The 15,790-nt window shown below is 67.6% G+C and carries 14 protein-coding genes; 11 read left to right on the forward strand and 3 right to left on the reverse strand.

From position 1 onward, the window contains the following. Positions 1-7 precede the first annotated feature (7 nt). On the reverse strand, positions 8-874 hold the full coding sequence (locus tag OHQ90_RS06960) for an alpha/beta fold hydrolase (protein ID WP_328408398.1): 867 nt from the start codon (positions 872-874) through the stop codon (positions 8-10). Between the two features lie 87 nt (positions 875-961). On the opposite strand from OHQ90_RS06960, the gene OHQ90_RS06965 reads away from it, so the two are divergent. Continuing rightward, positions 962-1,438 carry a MarR family winged helix-turn-helix transcriptional regulator gene (locus tag OHQ90_RS06965; RefSeq protein WP_328408400.1) on the forward strand — a complete coding sequence of 159 codons (477 nt, stop codon included), beginning with the start codon at positions 962-964 and terminating at the stop codon, positions 1,436-1,438. A gap of 16 nt (positions 1,439-1,454) precedes the next feature. After that, positions 1,455-2,201, forward strand: coding sequence for an oxidoreductase (locus OHQ90_RS06970; protein WP_328408402.1), 747 nt, complete (start codon positions 1,455-1,457; stop codon positions 2,199-2,201). A gap of 562 nt (positions 2,202-2,763) precedes the next feature. Here OHQ90_RS06970 and OHQ90_RS06975 read toward each other — a convergent pair. Beyond that, positions 2,764-3,603 carry an HAD-IB family hydrolase gene (locus tag OHQ90_RS06975; RefSeq protein WP_328408404.1) on the reverse strand — a complete coding sequence of 280 codons (840 nt, stop codon included), beginning with the start codon at positions 3,601-3,603 and terminating at the stop codon, positions 2,764-2,766. Between the two features lie 478 nt (positions 3,604-4,081). Here OHQ90_RS06975 and ssd point away from each other — a divergent pair, with 478 nt between their 5' ends. The 7 genes from ssd (at position 4,082) to OHQ90_RS07010 (ending at position 9,162) form a co-directional block, all read left to right on the forward strand. Then, positions 4,082-5,194 (forward strand): septum site-determining protein Ssd, encoded by a 1,113-nt coding sequence (ssd, locus tag OHQ90_RS06980; RefSeq protein WP_328408406.1) that lies wholly within the window; start codon positions 4,082-4,084, stop codon positions 5,192-5,194. Next, positions 5,191-6,378, forward strand: a complete 1,188-nt coding sequence (locus OHQ90_RS06985) for a TadA family conjugal transfer-associated ATPase (RefSeq protein WP_328408408.1) — start codon at positions 5,191-5,193, stop codon at positions 6,376-6,378. Before ssd ends, OHQ90_RS06985 begins: the two co-directional genes overlap by 4 nt. Next, complete coding sequence (locus tag OHQ90_RS06990; RefSeq protein ID WP_328408410.1) at positions 6,375-7,166, forward strand: type II secretion system F family protein; 792 nt, start codon at positions 6,375-6,377, stop codon at positions 7,164-7,166. Before OHQ90_RS06985 ends, OHQ90_RS06990 begins: the two co-directional genes overlap by 4 nt. Positions 7,167-7,337: 171 nt before the next feature. Then, positions 7,338-7,952: a type II secretion system F family protein gene (locus OHQ90_RS06995; RefSeq protein ID WP_328408411.1), complete on the forward strand. Its 615-nt coding sequence runs from the start codon at positions 7,338-7,340 to the stop codon at positions 7,950-7,952. A 195-nt stretch (positions 7,953-8,147) separates the two neighbouring features. Then, positions 8,148-8,333, forward strand: coding sequence for a DUF4244 domain-containing protein (locus tag OHQ90_RS07000; protein WP_328412642.1), 186 nt, complete (start codon positions 8,148-8,150; stop codon positions 8,331-8,333). A gap of 26 nt (positions 8,334-8,359) precedes the next feature. Beyond that, entirely contained in the window at positions 8,360-8,701 is a 342-nt protein-coding gene (locus OHQ90_RS07005) for a TadE family type IV pilus minor pilin (RefSeq protein ID WP_328408413.1), read from the forward strand. After that, on the forward strand, positions 8,698-9,162 hold the full coding sequence (locus OHQ90_RS07010; RefSeq protein ID WP_328408415.1) for an Rv3654c family TadE-like protein: 465 nt from the start codon (positions 8,698-8,700) through the stop codon (positions 9,160-9,162). Before OHQ90_RS07005 ends, OHQ90_RS07010 begins: the two co-directional genes overlap by 4 nt. A gap of 326 nt (positions 9,163-9,488) precedes the next feature. On the opposite strand, the gene OHQ90_RS07015 is transcribed toward OHQ90_RS07010, so the two are convergent. After that, positions 9,489-11,864 carry a DEAD/DEAH box helicase gene (locus OHQ90_RS07015; RefSeq protein WP_328408416.1) on the reverse strand — a complete coding sequence of 792 codons (2,376 nt, stop codon included), beginning with the start codon at positions 11,862-11,864 and terminating at the stop codon, positions 9,489-9,491. Between the two features lie 436 nt (positions 11,865-12,300). Between OHQ90_RS07015 and OHQ90_RS07020 the strand changes: the two genes are divergently transcribed. After that, the gene (locus OHQ90_RS07020) at positions 12,301-12,507 is read left to right on the forward strand and encodes a cold-shock protein (protein WP_011206895.1); all 207 of its coding nucleotides are present in this window, start codon (positions 12,301-12,303) and stop codon (positions 12,505-12,507) included. Positions 12,508-12,953: 446 nt separating this feature from the next. After that, positions 12,954-15,764: a type I DNA topoisomerase gene (gene topA, locus OHQ90_RS07025; RefSeq protein ID WP_328412644.1), complete on the forward strand. Its 2,811-nt coding sequence runs from the start codon at positions 12,954-12,956 to the stop codon at positions 15,762-15,764. Positions 15,765-15,790 lie beyond the last annotated feature (26 nt).

Below are 15,790 nucleotides of genomic sequence, written 5' to 3' on the forward strand. Positions count from 1 at the left end.
CGACGGATCAGGCCGTGTGCGCGAGGATGGCGGCGACAACCGAATCCCATTGTGCCCGTGGTGCGATCTCGTGCCCGGTGTGCTCCATCGCGAGTAAGCGGGCGCCGGGAATCTCCGCGGCGAGGGCTCGACCGTGCCCGATCGGGAAGAGTGGATCCTCGGTGCCGTGTAGTACCAGGGTCGGCGCGACGATCTTTCCGAGCCGATCCCGCCACGGCGCACCGGGATCGATCATGAACGGATTGGTCAGTTGGGCCGCAATGTCGTTCGCGCGGTCGATGATTCGCTCGGCCTTGGCCCGCCGGGCCGCGGTGTCGAACGGCAGACTTGCCGCGGTGAAAGGGCGATCGGCCTCGACGAGGTACTCGACAACGGCGGTCCGGTCCGACCAGTCCGGTTCGGCGCCCTCGCCCGCGAAGAAGGCTCGGAGTTCGGGGGTCATCTCCGGGAGGTCGGGGTATCTGTGGCCGGGACCGCCGGGTGTCGAGGAGGCGAGGGTCAGGGTGGCGACCCGATCGGGGTGATCGAGTGCGGCGAGTTGCGCGACCGCCGCACCCTGCGACATGCCGATCAGGTGCGCCTGCCGCAGGCCGAAGACGTCGAGCAGGCCGAAGACGTCGGCGACCAGATCTCGCAGCCCATATGGCGGCGCACCCACCGGATACGTGGCGGACCGGCCCGCGTCCCTGCTGTCGTAGCGGATCACGCTGCGGCCGCCTGCCACCAGGCGCTCGATGAATTGTCCCTCCCATGCCAGGAGTGATTCGCCTGCGCCGTGGATGAGCAGGATTGCGGGCTGCTGCTCCGGGGCGCCGAAAGGCTCTGTGCACAACTGGGTTTCGTTGACATCGTGGGTGTTCTGGTAGCCGGTCACGTGCACCGCCTTTCAATTCCGTTACATGTAACGGATACCATATCGGCAACTTCGTTACATGTAAACAAGAACCGGTAGGCTGGTTATATGCCCAAGACATCGAACCGTCGCGCGGCCGGTGATACGCGGACCGCCTGGGCGGCCTACCGGCGGCTGCCGCTGCTCGTGGACACCGAGATCGCCCGCGATTTGGAGTCCCGCACCGGGCTGTCGATGCCGGACTATGACGTGCTCACCGCCGTGACGGAGATGGCGGCCGAGCAGGAATGCGTGCGGGTGAGCGGCCTTGCGGCGCGGATGCACTGGCCGCACAGCCGCCTGTCCCGCCAGCTCGGGCGGATGGAGCGGCGCGGCCTGGTCGCGCGTGAGCCGTGTGAACGTGATGGGCGCGGTGACGACGTCGTGCTTGCCGAACCGGGGCGGCAGGCGCTGGCAGCGGCAGGGCCTGTCCACCTCGCGTCCGTGCATCGGCACTTCCTCGACCTGCTGACTGCCGAGCAGCTCGCGGCGCTGACCGGGATCGAGGAGACCATCGCCCGGCACCGAGCGGCGCTGAGCGGCTGAACTAGCCTCGTATCCCGTGACCGATCCGCTACAGCCTCTCGTCGATCTGCCCGGTGTGCGCGACAGCGCCGATCGGGCCCGCGACGCGCTCGCCGACGTGCATCGGCACAAGGCGAACCGGCGCGGCTGGCCGACCACGGCCGCCGAGGCCGCGGTGCGTGCGGCCCGGTCGTCCGCCGCGATCGACGGCGGTTCGACCGAACTGCCCGCCGACGGCCGGGTCGGCGATCCGATCCTGGCCGGGTCGCTGCGGGTGGGGCAGGCGCTCGACGGCGATGCCCTGCGCAACCTCGCCGGCACCTGGCGGCGTGCCCCCTTGCAGGCGCTGGCTCGGCTGCACCTGCTGGCCGCCGCCGATCTGGTGACCGACGAGGCGCTGCTCGGCCGGCCCCGTTCCGACGCAGGCGTTGCCGAACGGCTCGACCTGCTGGTGCAGACGGTGCTCGGGTCCACCGCGCCTGCACCGGTTGTCGCCGCGGTGGTGCACGGCGAGCTGTTGGCGTTGCGGCCGTTCGGCACGGCCGACGGCATCGTCGCGCGGGCGGCGTCCCGACTTGTCGCGGTGTCCAGTGGGCTCGACCCGCACAGCCTCGGCGTGCCCGAGGTGTTCTGGCTGCGTCGGCGGCAGGCGTATCTGGATGCCGCAGCCGGGTTCGGCACAGGAGAGGCGACTGCCGTCGGCAGCTGGGTGATCCTGTGCTGTGGTGCCTTCGAGGACGGCGCTCGTGAGGCGAGGTCGATCGCCGATTCGGCGTCGGGATAGGCGGTTGCCTCGCCTGCGCTCGGCCCAGCGCGCGGTTGCCTCGCCTGCTCGGGCCAAGTGGCCCCTACACGTCAAAGCGGGCGGCGTTGTCGTTGAACGACCTCACCGCCCGCTAGCACGGAAACCCGGTTACCAAGCGTGCTAGGTGGGTTGTGGTCTTCGGCCTCGGCGATAATTCGAACTCCGCCGGTTCATCCCCGCAACCTGTGCGAGGCCCTCGCCGTCGACAATTCGAATCTCGCAGGCCCACAACGCTTCTGCCCTTGTCGCGGCGCGCTCCGCGTGGGTACCTGGCATCCGTGCTGGGAAGGGTGGACGGGAGACTGAGCCTTCTCTTCCGGCTCTGCCTTGGCCTTCCGACCTTCCGTAGTTACCTTTTTACACTGTGACAGCCCTCACATCAAGGCTTCGGAAAACATTCAATAATCGGCGTGTTCATCGGCGTTTCGTGGTTAAATCCCTGGTCGCGACATCGCGAACGCCATGTCGGCAAACGCTTCGGCAAGTACCCCGCTGGCTCCCTAGCAGCCAGTGTGGCAGGCAAGCTTGTATCAGTTAAGCCTCAGCGGCGGCGGCGCAGTAACCGGTAGCTGAGTGCGCCCGCCACCACCGCGCTCAATCCGACCACCGCGGTCGCGGCAAGGGTGGTAGACGACGGGGTCTGGAAGCGAGACCACAGCGAAACCGGGTTGGAGAACGTCAGGGTCGGCCAGCCCTTGGCCAGCGCCTCGCGCCGCAGGTTGCGATCGGGGTTCACCGCCGTCGGATGGCCGACCGCGCCGAGCATCGGCAGATCGGTCACCGAATCGGAGTAGGCATAGCACCGCGAAAGGTCGTAACCCTCACTGGCAGCCAGCTTTTCGATCGCGGCGACCTTGCCTTCGCCGTAACAGTAGAACTCGACCTCGCCGGTGTATCGACCGTCCGCGACGACCATTCGCGTTGCGGCGGTGTGCGAGGCGCCGAGCGCCTCGGCGATCGGTCCGACGATCTCTTCGCCGGAAGCGGACACGATCACCACGTCGTGACCGCGGATCTTGTGATCGGCGATGAGATCGGCCGCTTCGGCATAGATCAGCGGGTCGACCAGCTCGTGCAGCGTCTCGGCCACAATGGATTTCACTTGTTCGACGTCCCAGCCCGCACACATGCTCGTCAGGTGGGCGCGCATCCGCTCCATCTGATCGTGGTCCGCGCCCGACAGCAGGAACAGGAAGTGTGCGTAGCTGCTCTCGAGCACCGCGCGGCGGTTCAACAGACCCTGTGCATAGAACGGCTTGCTGAACACGAACGTGCTCGATTTCGCGATCACTGTCTTGTCGAGATCGAAGAAGGCAGCGACACGTCCGCCGCCGGTGGTTTGTTGGTCCGGAAGCCCGGTTCGTTCACCCTCGGCAGTCACCCGTTCAGAATAGGCGGTGACTGCGCCTCCGCTCCGTCAAGCGCAGGCGACGGACGGACTGCGTCCGGCTGTGTCACTTCGGGCGGTGACTTCGGACTGCAAACCGGTTCTGTCGAGCGCGTTTTGGAGACGAATTCGGGCGGGTAGCGGGTCGTGTTCCGAGGCCTCGCGGTGGGTTTGCCCTGGAGACGCCGGGCCGGTGACAGCCATAAAGTTCTCCGACGACAGACTTGCGTTGTGGCCGGGGCTTGGGTGTAGTATTGCTGGCACCTGGACATGGTCCAGGCGCGTTCAGCCCGACCCCCCGGGGCTGAACCCGACGGCCCCAGCCTCCTCCCCCCCCGGCTGGGGCCGTCCTCTATTCAGGGGACGGTTCGACTTCTCTCTCTCACTCCGGATCTATCCACATCCCCAGAGTTATCCACATTCGGCATATTGCCTCTATTGCACTGCTTCGGCTTCGACCACGCTGACCTGCATGGATTTCGAAGCTGCGCCGCCGGTCACGACGCCGCCGGCACTCGTGCTCATCAGCGATACCCGCCTTCGGGACGAAGTGCGGCGTGTCGCGGCCGCTGCGGAACGCGGGCTCGACGAACGCGAGCTGCCGATGGGCAGGCACGCCTGGACCGGTGCCCCGCTGGTGATCCTCGACACAGCCATGGCGGGGGAGTGCGCGGCGGTCGGATATCTGCGGCGTGTCGGGGTCGTTCTGGTGACCGACGGCGAGCCGGACCTGTGCGATTGGCAGGCCGCCGCAGCGGTCGGAGCCGAGCGGGTGATCGCGCTTCCCGGCGCCGCTGTCGGGCTTATCGAGAAGTTTGCTGAGTACGGTGAAAATCGGATGGGGGACGGTGTGGTCGTCGCGATTGCCGGGGCCGGCGGCGGTGCGGGCGCATCCGTTCTCGCCGCGGCCACCGCTCTGCGCGCCGCTGCCGAACGGTTCCGGCGAGACACCGTGCTCGTCGATGGCGCACCGCTCGGCGGCGGCCTCGACCTGCTACTCGGCATCGAGATGACCGCAGGGCTGCGCTGGCCCGATCTGGTGATCGAGGATGGCCGGGTGTCTGCGTCGGCACTGCACAATGCACTGCCCGCAGCGGCCCCCGGGCTCGCCGTGCTGTCCTGTGGACGCGGTGGTGCCGGACGCTTGCCGAGCGAGATCGGCCCCACCGCGGTGCACGCTGTCGTCGAAGCAGGCCGTGCCGCAGGCGATTTGGTGGTTTGCGACATATCCGGCGAGCGCGGCCCGCACGCCGACCAAATGCTCGACTCGGCGGACCTCGTGGTGCTGGTTGTTCCGGCCAGGCTGCGCGCGATGGCCGCGGCAGCATCCGTCGCCGCCTACATCGGCAGACGAAACCCCAACCAGGGCTTGGTAGTACGTGGCCCAGCACCCGGCGGGCTACGCGGAAACGAGGTTGCGGAGGTACTCGACCTGCCGCTGCTCGCCGCTGTCCGAGCCCAAGCGGGCCTCGCCGCCCGCCTCGAACGCGGTGGCCTGACCGTCCGTCGCCGGGGCCCCCTCCGCGACGCGGCAGACGCGGTGCTGTCGGTGCTGAGCGCCCCCGCAGGGCGAGGCCTGCGATGAGCGCCTTGGTGACGTCCGAGCTGCTGGATCGGGTGCGGGATCGCCTTGCGGGCGGGCCGGGGGACCCGGATCCGGCGCAGGTGGCAGCCGCTATTCGGGCCGAGGCAGGCGGGGTCCTCGGTGACACGGATCTGCTGCGCGCACTCCGGTTGTTGCAGACGGAGATGACCGGTGCCGGGGTACTGGAGCCGCTGCTGCAAGATCCGCAGGTCGCTGACGTTCTGGTCACCGCGCCGGATGCCGTCTGGATCGACCGGGGTCACGGGTTGCGAAAGACGTCGGTCACGTTTCCGGATGAGGCCGCCGTGCGCAGGCTGGCGCAGCGGCTTGCCCTTTCGGCAGGGCGGCGGCTCGACGATGCGCTGCCGTGGGTCGACGGCAGACTTTCGGGAAGGGAAGGAGCGCTGGGAGATTCCTTCGGTGTCCGGCTTCATGCGGTCTTGGCGCCGGTGGCGCACGGCGGTACCTGTGTTTCACTGCGCGTGCTGCGTCCCGCCACACAGGGGCTGGATGCGCTCGCGGCCTCCGGCGCGGTGGCGCCGGAGGCGAAACTGCTGTTGGAGCGGATCATTCGAGCCCGGCTTGCCTTCCTGGTCGTCGGCGGCACCGGCGCGGGGAAGACCACCTTGTTGTCCAGCCTGCTGGCCGAGGTCGGGCCCGAGGAACGAATCATCTGTGTGGAGGACGCGGCGGAGCTCGCGCCCCCGCATCCCCATGTCGTACGGCTGGTCGCGCGCACCGCGAATGTCGAAGGCGTCGGCGAGGTGACGGTGCGCGACCTGGTACGCCAGGCACTGCGGATGCGACCGGACCGGATCGTGGTCGGTGAGGTGCGCGGCGCGGAGGTGGTCGACCTGCTCACCGCGCTCAACACGGGACATGACGGGGGAGCCGGGACCGTGCATGCGAACTCGCCCCAGGAGGTTCCCGCGCGCCTGGAAGCCCTTGCGGCACTGGGAGGTATGGACCGGGCTGCACTGCACAGTCAGCTCGCCGCCGCGGTGCAGGTGGTGATGCACGTGCATCGAAGGGCGGATGGTTCTCGCGGACTGCGCGAAATCGGTGTCGTCCGGCGCGACGACTCCGGACATGTCCGCATCGCGGCGGCCTGGCGAGCCGACCACGGCCCGGCTGTGGCTGCTACCGAACTGGCCGACCTCCTCGACGAACGGCTCGACCGATGATCGTGGCACTGACGTGTCTGGTACTTGCGCTGTTGAGCGCTCCGGCGCCGAGGGCACGTCGCCGCTTCATCGACCTGTTCGTTCCCTCCGGCGTCACGCGGAAACCACAGCGCAGCAGCCTGTTCAGCGTAGGTATCGGGATCGGCATCGCCGCGACAGCTGTCGCCGGACTCGGCCCGCTGATCGCTGCGGCGCTGGTGACGGGCACAGTTGGTATCCGGCTTCGTCGTGCTCGGCACGATCGCTTACACAATGTCGAATGCGCGTACCTGCTCGACGCGGTCGAAGCCGTCATCGGGGAGCTGCGGGTAGGTGCGCACCCGAGCGCGGCCGCCGCGGTCGCGGCACACGAATCCGGCGGCGCGGCGGCGCGTGCATTCGCCGTCAGCGCGGCCCGCAGCCGACTGGGCGGTTCGGGCGCTGACGGTCTGCGCCACCCGGACTCCGTGGTGGCCCCCGAGCTGGCCGGGATAGCCGACGCCTGGCGGGTCGCCGAACACCACGGCCTCGCCCTCGCCGAACTACTGTCCGCGGCGCGTGCAGATCTCCAGGGTCGCATCCGTTTTCGTGGCCGAACCGCGGCCGCACTGGCAGGTGCCCGCGCCACCGCCGCTGTCCTGGCCTGCCTCCCTTTGCTCGGCCTCGCCCTCGGCCAACTGATGGGCGCCGCACCGCTGAACATCCTGTTCGCCTCCGCCGCAGGCGCCGTCCTGCTTCCGCTCGGCACCGGCCTCGCGTGCGCGGGCCTGCTGTGGACGGATGCGATCACTCGAAAGGTGCTGGCATGAAACGACTTGTGGTCGAGCTTGCGGTGGCAGGTCAGCCGAGTCACCGCTGCGCGGGCGGCCGCCGGAATGGCGGCTCGCCAGGGTCGGTGATCGTGCGAAGGATCGGCTCGACAAGCGCGGTACAGCTCGATTGCCGGGCGCGGCGGCAGTCGAATGAAGGGAGGGGGAGTGATGGGGATTTCCGGTGGGGTGGTGTTGCTGCCGGCGCTAGCGCTCGTGGTGTTGCCTGGGCGGGTGGCGGTGACCCGGCGACTACGGTCGCTGCGCGGCGGTGGTTCGGAACCACTGGTCAGGGTGCCGGGGCGCAGGGGTAGCGATGATCCGCTTGCGGTCGCTTCGGTGTTCGATCTGCTCGCCGCATGCCTGCGGGCGGGGCTGCCGATGGCGGGTGCGGCGCGGGTGGTGGCGCCGGGCGCGCCGGCGGTGCTCGGTGCTGCGCTGGTCCGAGCCGCCGATCTGCTGGCGCTCGGGGCGGACGCGGCGACAGCATGGGAGCGAGCGGCCGCAGACGCTGTGGGCAGGCCGGGAGCGGCCGAGGTCGAGTCGCTCGCACGGATGGCGCGGCGTTCGGCGCGGTCGGGAGCGTCGCTGGCGGTGGCCATCGGCGAGCTGGCCGAACAGCACCGTGGCGCGGTCGAGGACATGGCGGCGGCACGCGCCGAGCGGGCCGGAGTGATGATCAGTGGCCCACTCGGACTGTGTTTTCTGCCCGCGTTCATCTGCCTGGGCATCGTGCCGGTGGTGATCGGTCTCGCGGGCCGAGTCCTCGAGGGCGGGCTGCTGTGAGCGCGCGAATCACGCAACCAGGACACCGGACCGACGTTACGGCAGGTCGGCGAGGCGCGATCGTGGCCGAGCATGCTGCCACGCCGGGGAGGGCTTGCCCGCGCGGATCGGCCGCGCGGGCCGGAGTGAGAGGGGAAGACGGTGCGAATCGAGCGGATGACGGACCAGGCGCTGCATCGACTGGGCGTCGTATATATGGAGCTGAGATCGCGACTGGTGCACGCGGTCGTCGCGGACGAGGGCATGAGTACCGCGGAGTATGCGATCGGGACGATCGCGGCAGCTGCCTTCGGGGCCGTCCTGTATGGGGTGGTGACCGGCGACAGCATCGTGAATGCCTTGACGAAGATCATCGATCGGGCGCTCAACACCGCGGTGTAGCGAGTCCGATAACACACTGCGGTGCAATGGTTCTCGGTGACGAGCAGGGTTCGGTGACGGTCGAGGCTGCCATCGCGTTGGCCGCGGTCGTCGTTGCCGTGGTGCTGTGTCTCGGTGCGATTCTCGCGGCATCGGCACAGGTGCGCTGTGTCGATGCCGCTCGCGAGGCGGCGCGGCTGGCGGCCAGGGGTGACCAGTCGAACGCGGTGTCGGCGGCCGAGCGGGTTGCTCCGCCCACCGCCGATATCACGGTGCGCAGCGAGGGTGACCGCGTCATCGCGGTCGTTTCCGCCCGTTCTCCGCTGTTGCCGCTGTTGGTGCTGCGCGCGGACGCTGTCGCGGTACGCGAGCCGGGAGTCGCGCGGTGATCGAACAGCCGGCCAGGGGCACTGTGTGTTCGGCCGCACAGTGGCTGCGTGCAGTGCGGTACGGGACGGCGAACGGTCTGCTCTCGGATGGTCAGGTGCTGAACAGGCGGCGGGCGGAGCAAGGCGGCGCGACGGTGTTGGCCTGCCTGGCGCTGGTGGGGCTGATCGGGGCGACGCTGCTGGTCGGTCAGGTCGGTGTTGTGGTGGTGAGTCGGCATCGCGCGCAGGCCGCCGCGGATCTCGCGGCATTGGCTGCGGCCGGTGCGTTGGAGCAAGGGGCGGAGGCGGGATGTGCGCAGGCATTGGAGATCGCGCGGCGCATGCGAGTGCGGATTCACGAGTGTGAAGTCACGCAGTGGGATGTGACCGTCACTGTCGTGCGGAATGTACCAATAGGTCTGTATGGAAACTGGACTGTTCGAGCAGTCGCTCGTGCGGGTCCTGTCGAAGATGGAGTGTGACCCGCGCGTACCCACACTCGAAGTGGTAGGCGCGAGGCCGTGCAATTCGGTAATTGGAATGATCGAATAATTGCGGTCGCACATCAATTCCCGCGAGCAGCCGGACAAAGCAATGAATAAATGCGCATGTCGAGACGGAAAGTCTGTGGCAATACTCCAGTTAACATGAATCTATTCCTTTTTATTCGACCGCGTGCCGGGCCCGGCGCGACCGTGCCCGCCCGCCGGTTCGTGCTGGTGATCCTCCGGCCATCGGACGTCGGGTCACGCAGCGGGGTCGGCACGGTCACGGATCGAGCTCGGCGGCTCGACCTGGGGCGGGACGCTCAGGGGGCAGCGTTCAATTCGGTAAGGACGGCTGCGAGCAGACGCCCTGCGGCCGCCTTGTCCAGCGGGTGGTTGCCGTTGCCGCACTTTGGCGACTGCACGCAGGACGGGCAGCCCGCCGCGCACGCACAGGATTCGATCACCGCGAGAGTCGCCGACAGCCAGCGCCGCAGCTGCGCGAAACCGCGCTCGGCGAAGCCTGCACCACCAGGCTGTCCGTCGTAGACGAACACGGTCGGCAGACCTGTATCCGGGTGTTCGGCGGTGGACACGCCGCCGATATCCCAGCGGTCGCAGGTCGCCACCAGCGGTAATAGGCCGATTGCCGCGTGTTCGGCGGCATGCAGCGCGCCTGGGGCCCGCTGCGGGTCGATGCCGGCAAGGGCAAGCAGCTCGGGTGTCACGGTGTAGAGCACCGCGTGGGTGGACAGGGTCTGGGCGGGCAGATCCAGCTCGACCAGGTCGAGTACTTCACCGCTGAGCAGCGTGCGTAGATAGCCGATGACCTGGCTGGTCACCCGCACCTGCGTCAATGCGGTGGTCACGCGGCCGTGGCGATGCTGTGCCGTCGTCGCGTCGACCACGATGGAGGTAACCGACCTGGCGCTGGTGGTCCAGCCGGGATCGGCGGCGTGCACGAACGCGACACCCTCGTCCAGGTCCAGCTCGTCGACGACGTAGGTATCGCCTTGATGCAGGTGAACCGCGCCTTCGTGCAGCGTGGCAGTGGCGCGTCCGGCGTCGGCCGTGCCGAGCAGCCTGCCGGTCTCGCCGTCGACGATGGCGACCGGCGTGCCGATGCCACCGCGCACGTCGACCGCGTCGTGCGGCTGGGTTTCCGCGGTGACATACCAGCGTGCGCCCCCCCTCGCCCCGGCGATAACCCGGCGCCGAATCAGCCCCTGACCTGTGAGGTCGGTAAGCAATTCGCGGGCGTCGAGTGTATCGACTTCGGCATCGGTGAGCGGAAGTTCCAATGCCGCGCACAGCAGTTGTGGGCCGAGCACGTAGGGGTTGTGCGGGTCGGTGATGGTGGCCTCGACCGGCTTGTCCAGCAGGGCCTCCGGGTGGTGCACGAGGAAGGTATCGAGTGGATCGTCCCTGGCCACGAGCAGGACCAGGGAGCCTTGCGTGCGGCGTCCCGCGCGACCGGCCTGCTGCCAGAACGAGGCGACGGTGCCGGGGAACCCGGAGATCACCACGGCATCGAGCCCTGCGATGTCGACGCCGAGCTCGAGCGCATTCGTGGTGGCCGCGCCGAGTAATGCCCCGGTGGACAGCGCGGTCTCCAGGTCCCGCCGGTCCTCCGCCAAATAGCCCCCGCGATAGGCGGCCACCCGCTCGGCGAGACTCGGATCGGTCTCGGCCAGCAGCCTGCGTGTCTCCATGGCGGTCAGTTCGGCCGCCCGGCGGGACCGGACGAAGGTCAAGGTTCGAGCGCCTTCGACCACCAGATCTGCCATGATCCTGGCCGCCTCCGAGGTGGCCGAACGGCGAATGGGAGCGCCATTTTCACCGGTCACCGCGGTGAGCAGGGGTGGCTCCCACAGTGCGACAGTGCGCGGTCCCTGTGGCGAGCCGTCCTCGGTCACCGCGACGCAAGGCGCGCCGATCAGCCGGGATGCGGCGGCCGCGGGTTCTGCCGTCGTGGCCGAGCACAGCACGAATATCGGGTCCGCGCCGTAGTGCGCGGCGATTCGCTGCAACCTACGCAGCACCAGCGCGACGTGCGAGCCGAAGACGCCTCGATAGGCGTGGCATTCGTCCACCACCACATAGCGCAGCCTGCGCAGCACCCTGGCCCAGCGCTGGTGCGAGCGCAGGATGCCGATGTGCAGCATGTCGGGATTGGTGAAAATCCAGCGGCCGTTCGCCCGCACCCACTGCCGGATCTCGGCCGGGGTATCGCCGTCGTAGCCGGCCGGATGAATATCCCGGAGCGCGCCTTGGTGCGTCAGATCGTTCACCGCACGCAGTTGATCAGCGCCCAGTGCCTTGGTCGGAGCGAGATAAAGGGCGGTGGCCCGTGGGTCCTCGCCCAGCGCCGTCAGGACGGGCAGCTGGTATCCCAGCGATTTACCGGATGCTGTACCGGTGCTGACCACGACGTGCGTGCCGCCCGCCGCCAGGTCGGCGGTCCTGGTCTGGTGCGTCCACGGCGCCGCGATGCCGGTGGCGCGGAACGCCTCGACCACCTCGGGCGCCGCCCAATCGGGCCAGTTGGTGGTGGCCGCCGCCCGGGCGGGCAGCTCGACGACGTGCGTCAGCCGAGGGTCGCCGCCGGGGACTCCACTCAGGACACGATTCAGCAACGATCGCCCGTAGCCGAGATGGTTGCTGGCACGCAACCGGGTTGTCGGTTCGGTCGGATTCATGACTCGGGCATCGCGACACGCACAGAAAGTGTGAAACGTGTGCGCTTTGGAAGCTTCACCTGCCATTTCGATACCCAATAGCGACCTGGGTCACAGCCGGATTGCCAGACGCTCACTCGGTTATCAGGAAGCAAACGAACCTCAAGTCTAGATTCCAGCATTGTGTCCCTCACCTGCGCATTCGCAAGATCAACTTTTTTGCAAATTGTCGGTAACTCGACTGTTGAATTGCTCGGAGACATGGTTCACTGGTTCCTGGTCGCAAGCTTCTGTGTTCGAGGGACGGATCCAAAGTCCAAACCGTCAGCAGGATCGATGTTGCGAACGGTGTGCTTGGTGCTTTCCTGCAGGGGGAACCAACAGTACAACGATCGGAACGGACCCGGTGGGCGAACCTACTTGTCCACCGTTCCGGTAAGAAAAGAGAAGGAACAGAATGGCACAGGGAACTGTGAAGTGGTTCAACGCGGAGAAGGGGTTCGGCTTCATCGCGCCCGAGGACGGCTCCGCTGACGTCTTCGTCCACTACTCGGAGATCCAGGGGTCCGGCTTCCGTACCCTCGAGGAAAACCAGAAGGTCGAGTTCGAGGTTGGCCAGGGCACCAAGGGCCCGCAGGCCACCGGAGTTCGCGCGCTCAGCTGAGCACGCAACGATCCACAGCGCGTCCCTCACCACCGGCAACGGAGGTGAGGGACGAGCTATATCTGGGGCAGATACAACGGACACGCGCACAACCCAAGCGCGCCAATGCCATTCGGCCTGTCGACCCGATCGGCGCACGTCGGAGCCCTGGTGGCGACAGTCGAAACGCCAGGCCGCGAACACGCCGCGCGGTAGGTGCCGCTAAAAAACAGGGCATACTGGTCGGCAATGACGCGCGTACGCTCTGTGGTTCGGGTCGCAAGCACCCGACCACACACAGCGTCAAGGTATAAACGTGTCTGGTGGCGCTAGAAGGCTGTCGCCGCCGCTTGCCCCAGCCGCGCAGTGCATGAACAGCGTCGCGCGGGTCGACAGGAAAGGTGTATTCGCCGGTGGCAACACGAGACCGCGGTGCAGCCGACCAGGGCCGTCCCCTGCGTCGTCTCGTGATCGTCGAGTCCCCGACCAAGGCCCGCAAAATTGCGCCCTACCTGGGCCGCAATTACACGGTCGAAGCCTCGGTCGGTCATATCCGAGACCTTCCACGCGGTGCGGCAGACGTCCCTGCCAAGTACAAGGGACAGTCCTGGGCCCGTCTCGGCGTCGACGTCGACAACGACTTCGAGCCGATCTATGTGGTGAGCCCGGATAAGAAGGCCAAGGTATCCGAGCTCAAGAGCCTGCTGCAGGATGCCGACGAGCTCTATCTGGCCACCGACCCCGACCGCGAGGGCGAGGCCATCGCCTGGCATCTGCTGGAGACCCTCAAGCCGAAGGTCCCGGTTCGGCGCATGGTGTTCCATGAGATCACCGAGCCCGCCATTCTCGCCGCCGCGGCCGACACCAGAGACCTCGACAACGACCTCGTCGACGCGCAGGAGACCCGCCGCATCCTCGACCGTTTGTACGGCTACGAGGTCAGCCCGGTGCTGTGGAAGAAGGTCATGCCGCGGTTGTCGGCAGGCCGGGTGCAGTCGGTCGCCACCAGGGTGATCGTGCAGCGCGAACGTGAGCGGATGGCATTCCGCTCCGCCGAGTACTGGGACATCGCGGCGAAGCTCGATGCAGGCGGGGAAAACGGTGATGCCACCAACCCGCGGACTTTCGGGGCGCGGCTGGTCAACGTCGCGGGAGCCCGAGTGGCCAGCGGCCGGGATTTCGGTCCGGACGGGCAGCTCAAGGGCAACGGCGTCGTCGTTCTGGACGAGGCGCACGCGCGGCGGCTCGCCGCGGCCCTCGACGGCGCCGACATGGTGGTGTCTTCCGCGGAGGCCAAGCCCTACACCCGTAAGCCGTATCCGCCGTTCATGACCTCGACGTTGCAGCAGGAGGCGGGCCGCAAGCTGCGGTTCACCTCCGATCGGACCATGCGGGTCGCGCAGCGGTTGTACGAAAACGGCTACATCACCTACATGCGTACCGACTCGACCACCCTGTCGGAGTCGGCGATCGCTGCGGCCAGGTCGCAGGCGACCCAGCTCTACGGCGCGGAGTACGTGCACCCGACACCGCGTCAGTACACCCGCAAGGTGAAGAACGCACAGGAAGCACACGAGGCGATCCGCCCGTCCGGCGACACCTTCGCCACCCCCGGCCAGCTGCACGCGCGACTGGACAATGACGAGTTCCGGCTCTACGAGCTGATCTGGCAGCGCACCGTCGCCTCGCAGATGGCCGACGCCAGGGGCACCACGCTCACGCTGCGGATCACCGGCGTCGCGAGCAGTGGCGAGGAATGCGTGTTCTCGGCCTCGGGTCGCACCATTACCTTCCCCGGCTTCCTGAAGGCCTACGTCGAGAGCGTGGACGAAGAGGCGGGCGGTCAGTCCGACGATGCCGAGTCCAGGCTGCCTGCCCTCGACGAGGGCCAGAGCGTCACCGCGGTGGAGCTGAATCCCGATGGGCACAGCACCAATCCGCCCGCGAGATACACCGAAGCATCGCTGATCAAGACGCTCGAAGAGCTCGGCATCGGACGTCCGTCGACCTATTCGTCGATCATCAAGACGATTCTGGACCGCGGCTATGTCTACAAGCGCGGTAGCGCGCTGGTGCCGTCGTGGGTGGCGTTCGCGGTGATCGGCCTGCTGGAGTCGTATTTCGGCAGACTGGTCGACTTCGACTTCACCGCAGGCATGGAAGACGACCTCGATGCCATCGCCGGTGGGCGCGAGCAGCGCGGAAACTGGTTGTCCGGCTTCTACTTCGGCGGAGATCACGGTGTCGAGGGTTCGGTCGCTCGTTCCGGCGGACTGAAGAAGATGGTCGGAGAGCGCCTCGACGAGATCGACGCCCGCGAGGTCAACTCGATCAAGCTCTTCGTCGACGAGGACGGCCGCGATGTCGTCGTCCGGGTCGGCCGGTTCGGGCCGTACCTGGAGCGGATGGTCACCAATCCCGATGACCCCGAGGGCGATTCGATTTCGCAGCGGGCCAACCTGCCCGACGATCTGCCGCCGGACGAGCTGACCCCCGAGGTTGCCGAGAAGCTGTTCTCCACCCCGCAGGAGGGGCGTTCGCTCGGCACCGATCCGGTGACCGGACACGAAATCGTCGCCAAGGAAGGCCGTTTCGGTCCGTACGTCACGGAGGTGTTGCCGGAGCCACCCGCCGAGGAGACGCCCGCGAAGAAGACCGCGAAGAAAGCGGCGGCGCCGAAGCCTCGAACCGGATCATTGTTCAAGACAATGGATCTGGCCACGATCACCCTCGACGACGCGCTGAAACTGTTGTCGCTGCCGCGCGTTGTCGGTGTCGACCCTGCCAACAACGAGGAAATCACCGCGCAGAACGGGCGCTATGGCCCATATCTGAAGAAGGGCACTGATTCTCGTTCGCTCGAGAATGAGGATCAGCTGTTCACGGTGTCGCTCGAGGAGGCGTTGCGGATCTACGCCGAGCCCAAGCGACGTGGCAGGCAGGCCGCAAGCGCGGCGTCGCTGCGCGAGCTCGGCAATGACGCGGCCACCGGTAAGCCGATGGTGATCAAGGACGGGCGGTTCGGCCCGTATGTCACCGACGGTGAGACCAACGCCAGCCTGCGCAAGGGCGATGAGGTCGAGTCGATCACCGACGAGCGGGCCTCGGAACTGCTTGCCGATCGGCGGGCCCGCGGGCCGGTGAAGAAGAAGGCCGCGGCCAAGAAGGCGCCTGCCAAGAAGACCGCGGCCAAGAAGACCACCGCGGCCAAGAAGACCACCGCCACGAAGACCGTCGCGAAGAAGGCCGCTGCGAAGACCACCGCCAAGAAGTCCTGAGCACACCTCGGCGCCCGATCATCCGG

Source organism: Nocardia sp. NBC_00403, assembly GCF_036046055.1.
Lineage (GTDB): Bacteria > Actinomycetota > Actinomycetes > Mycobacteriales > Mycobacteriaceae > Nocardia.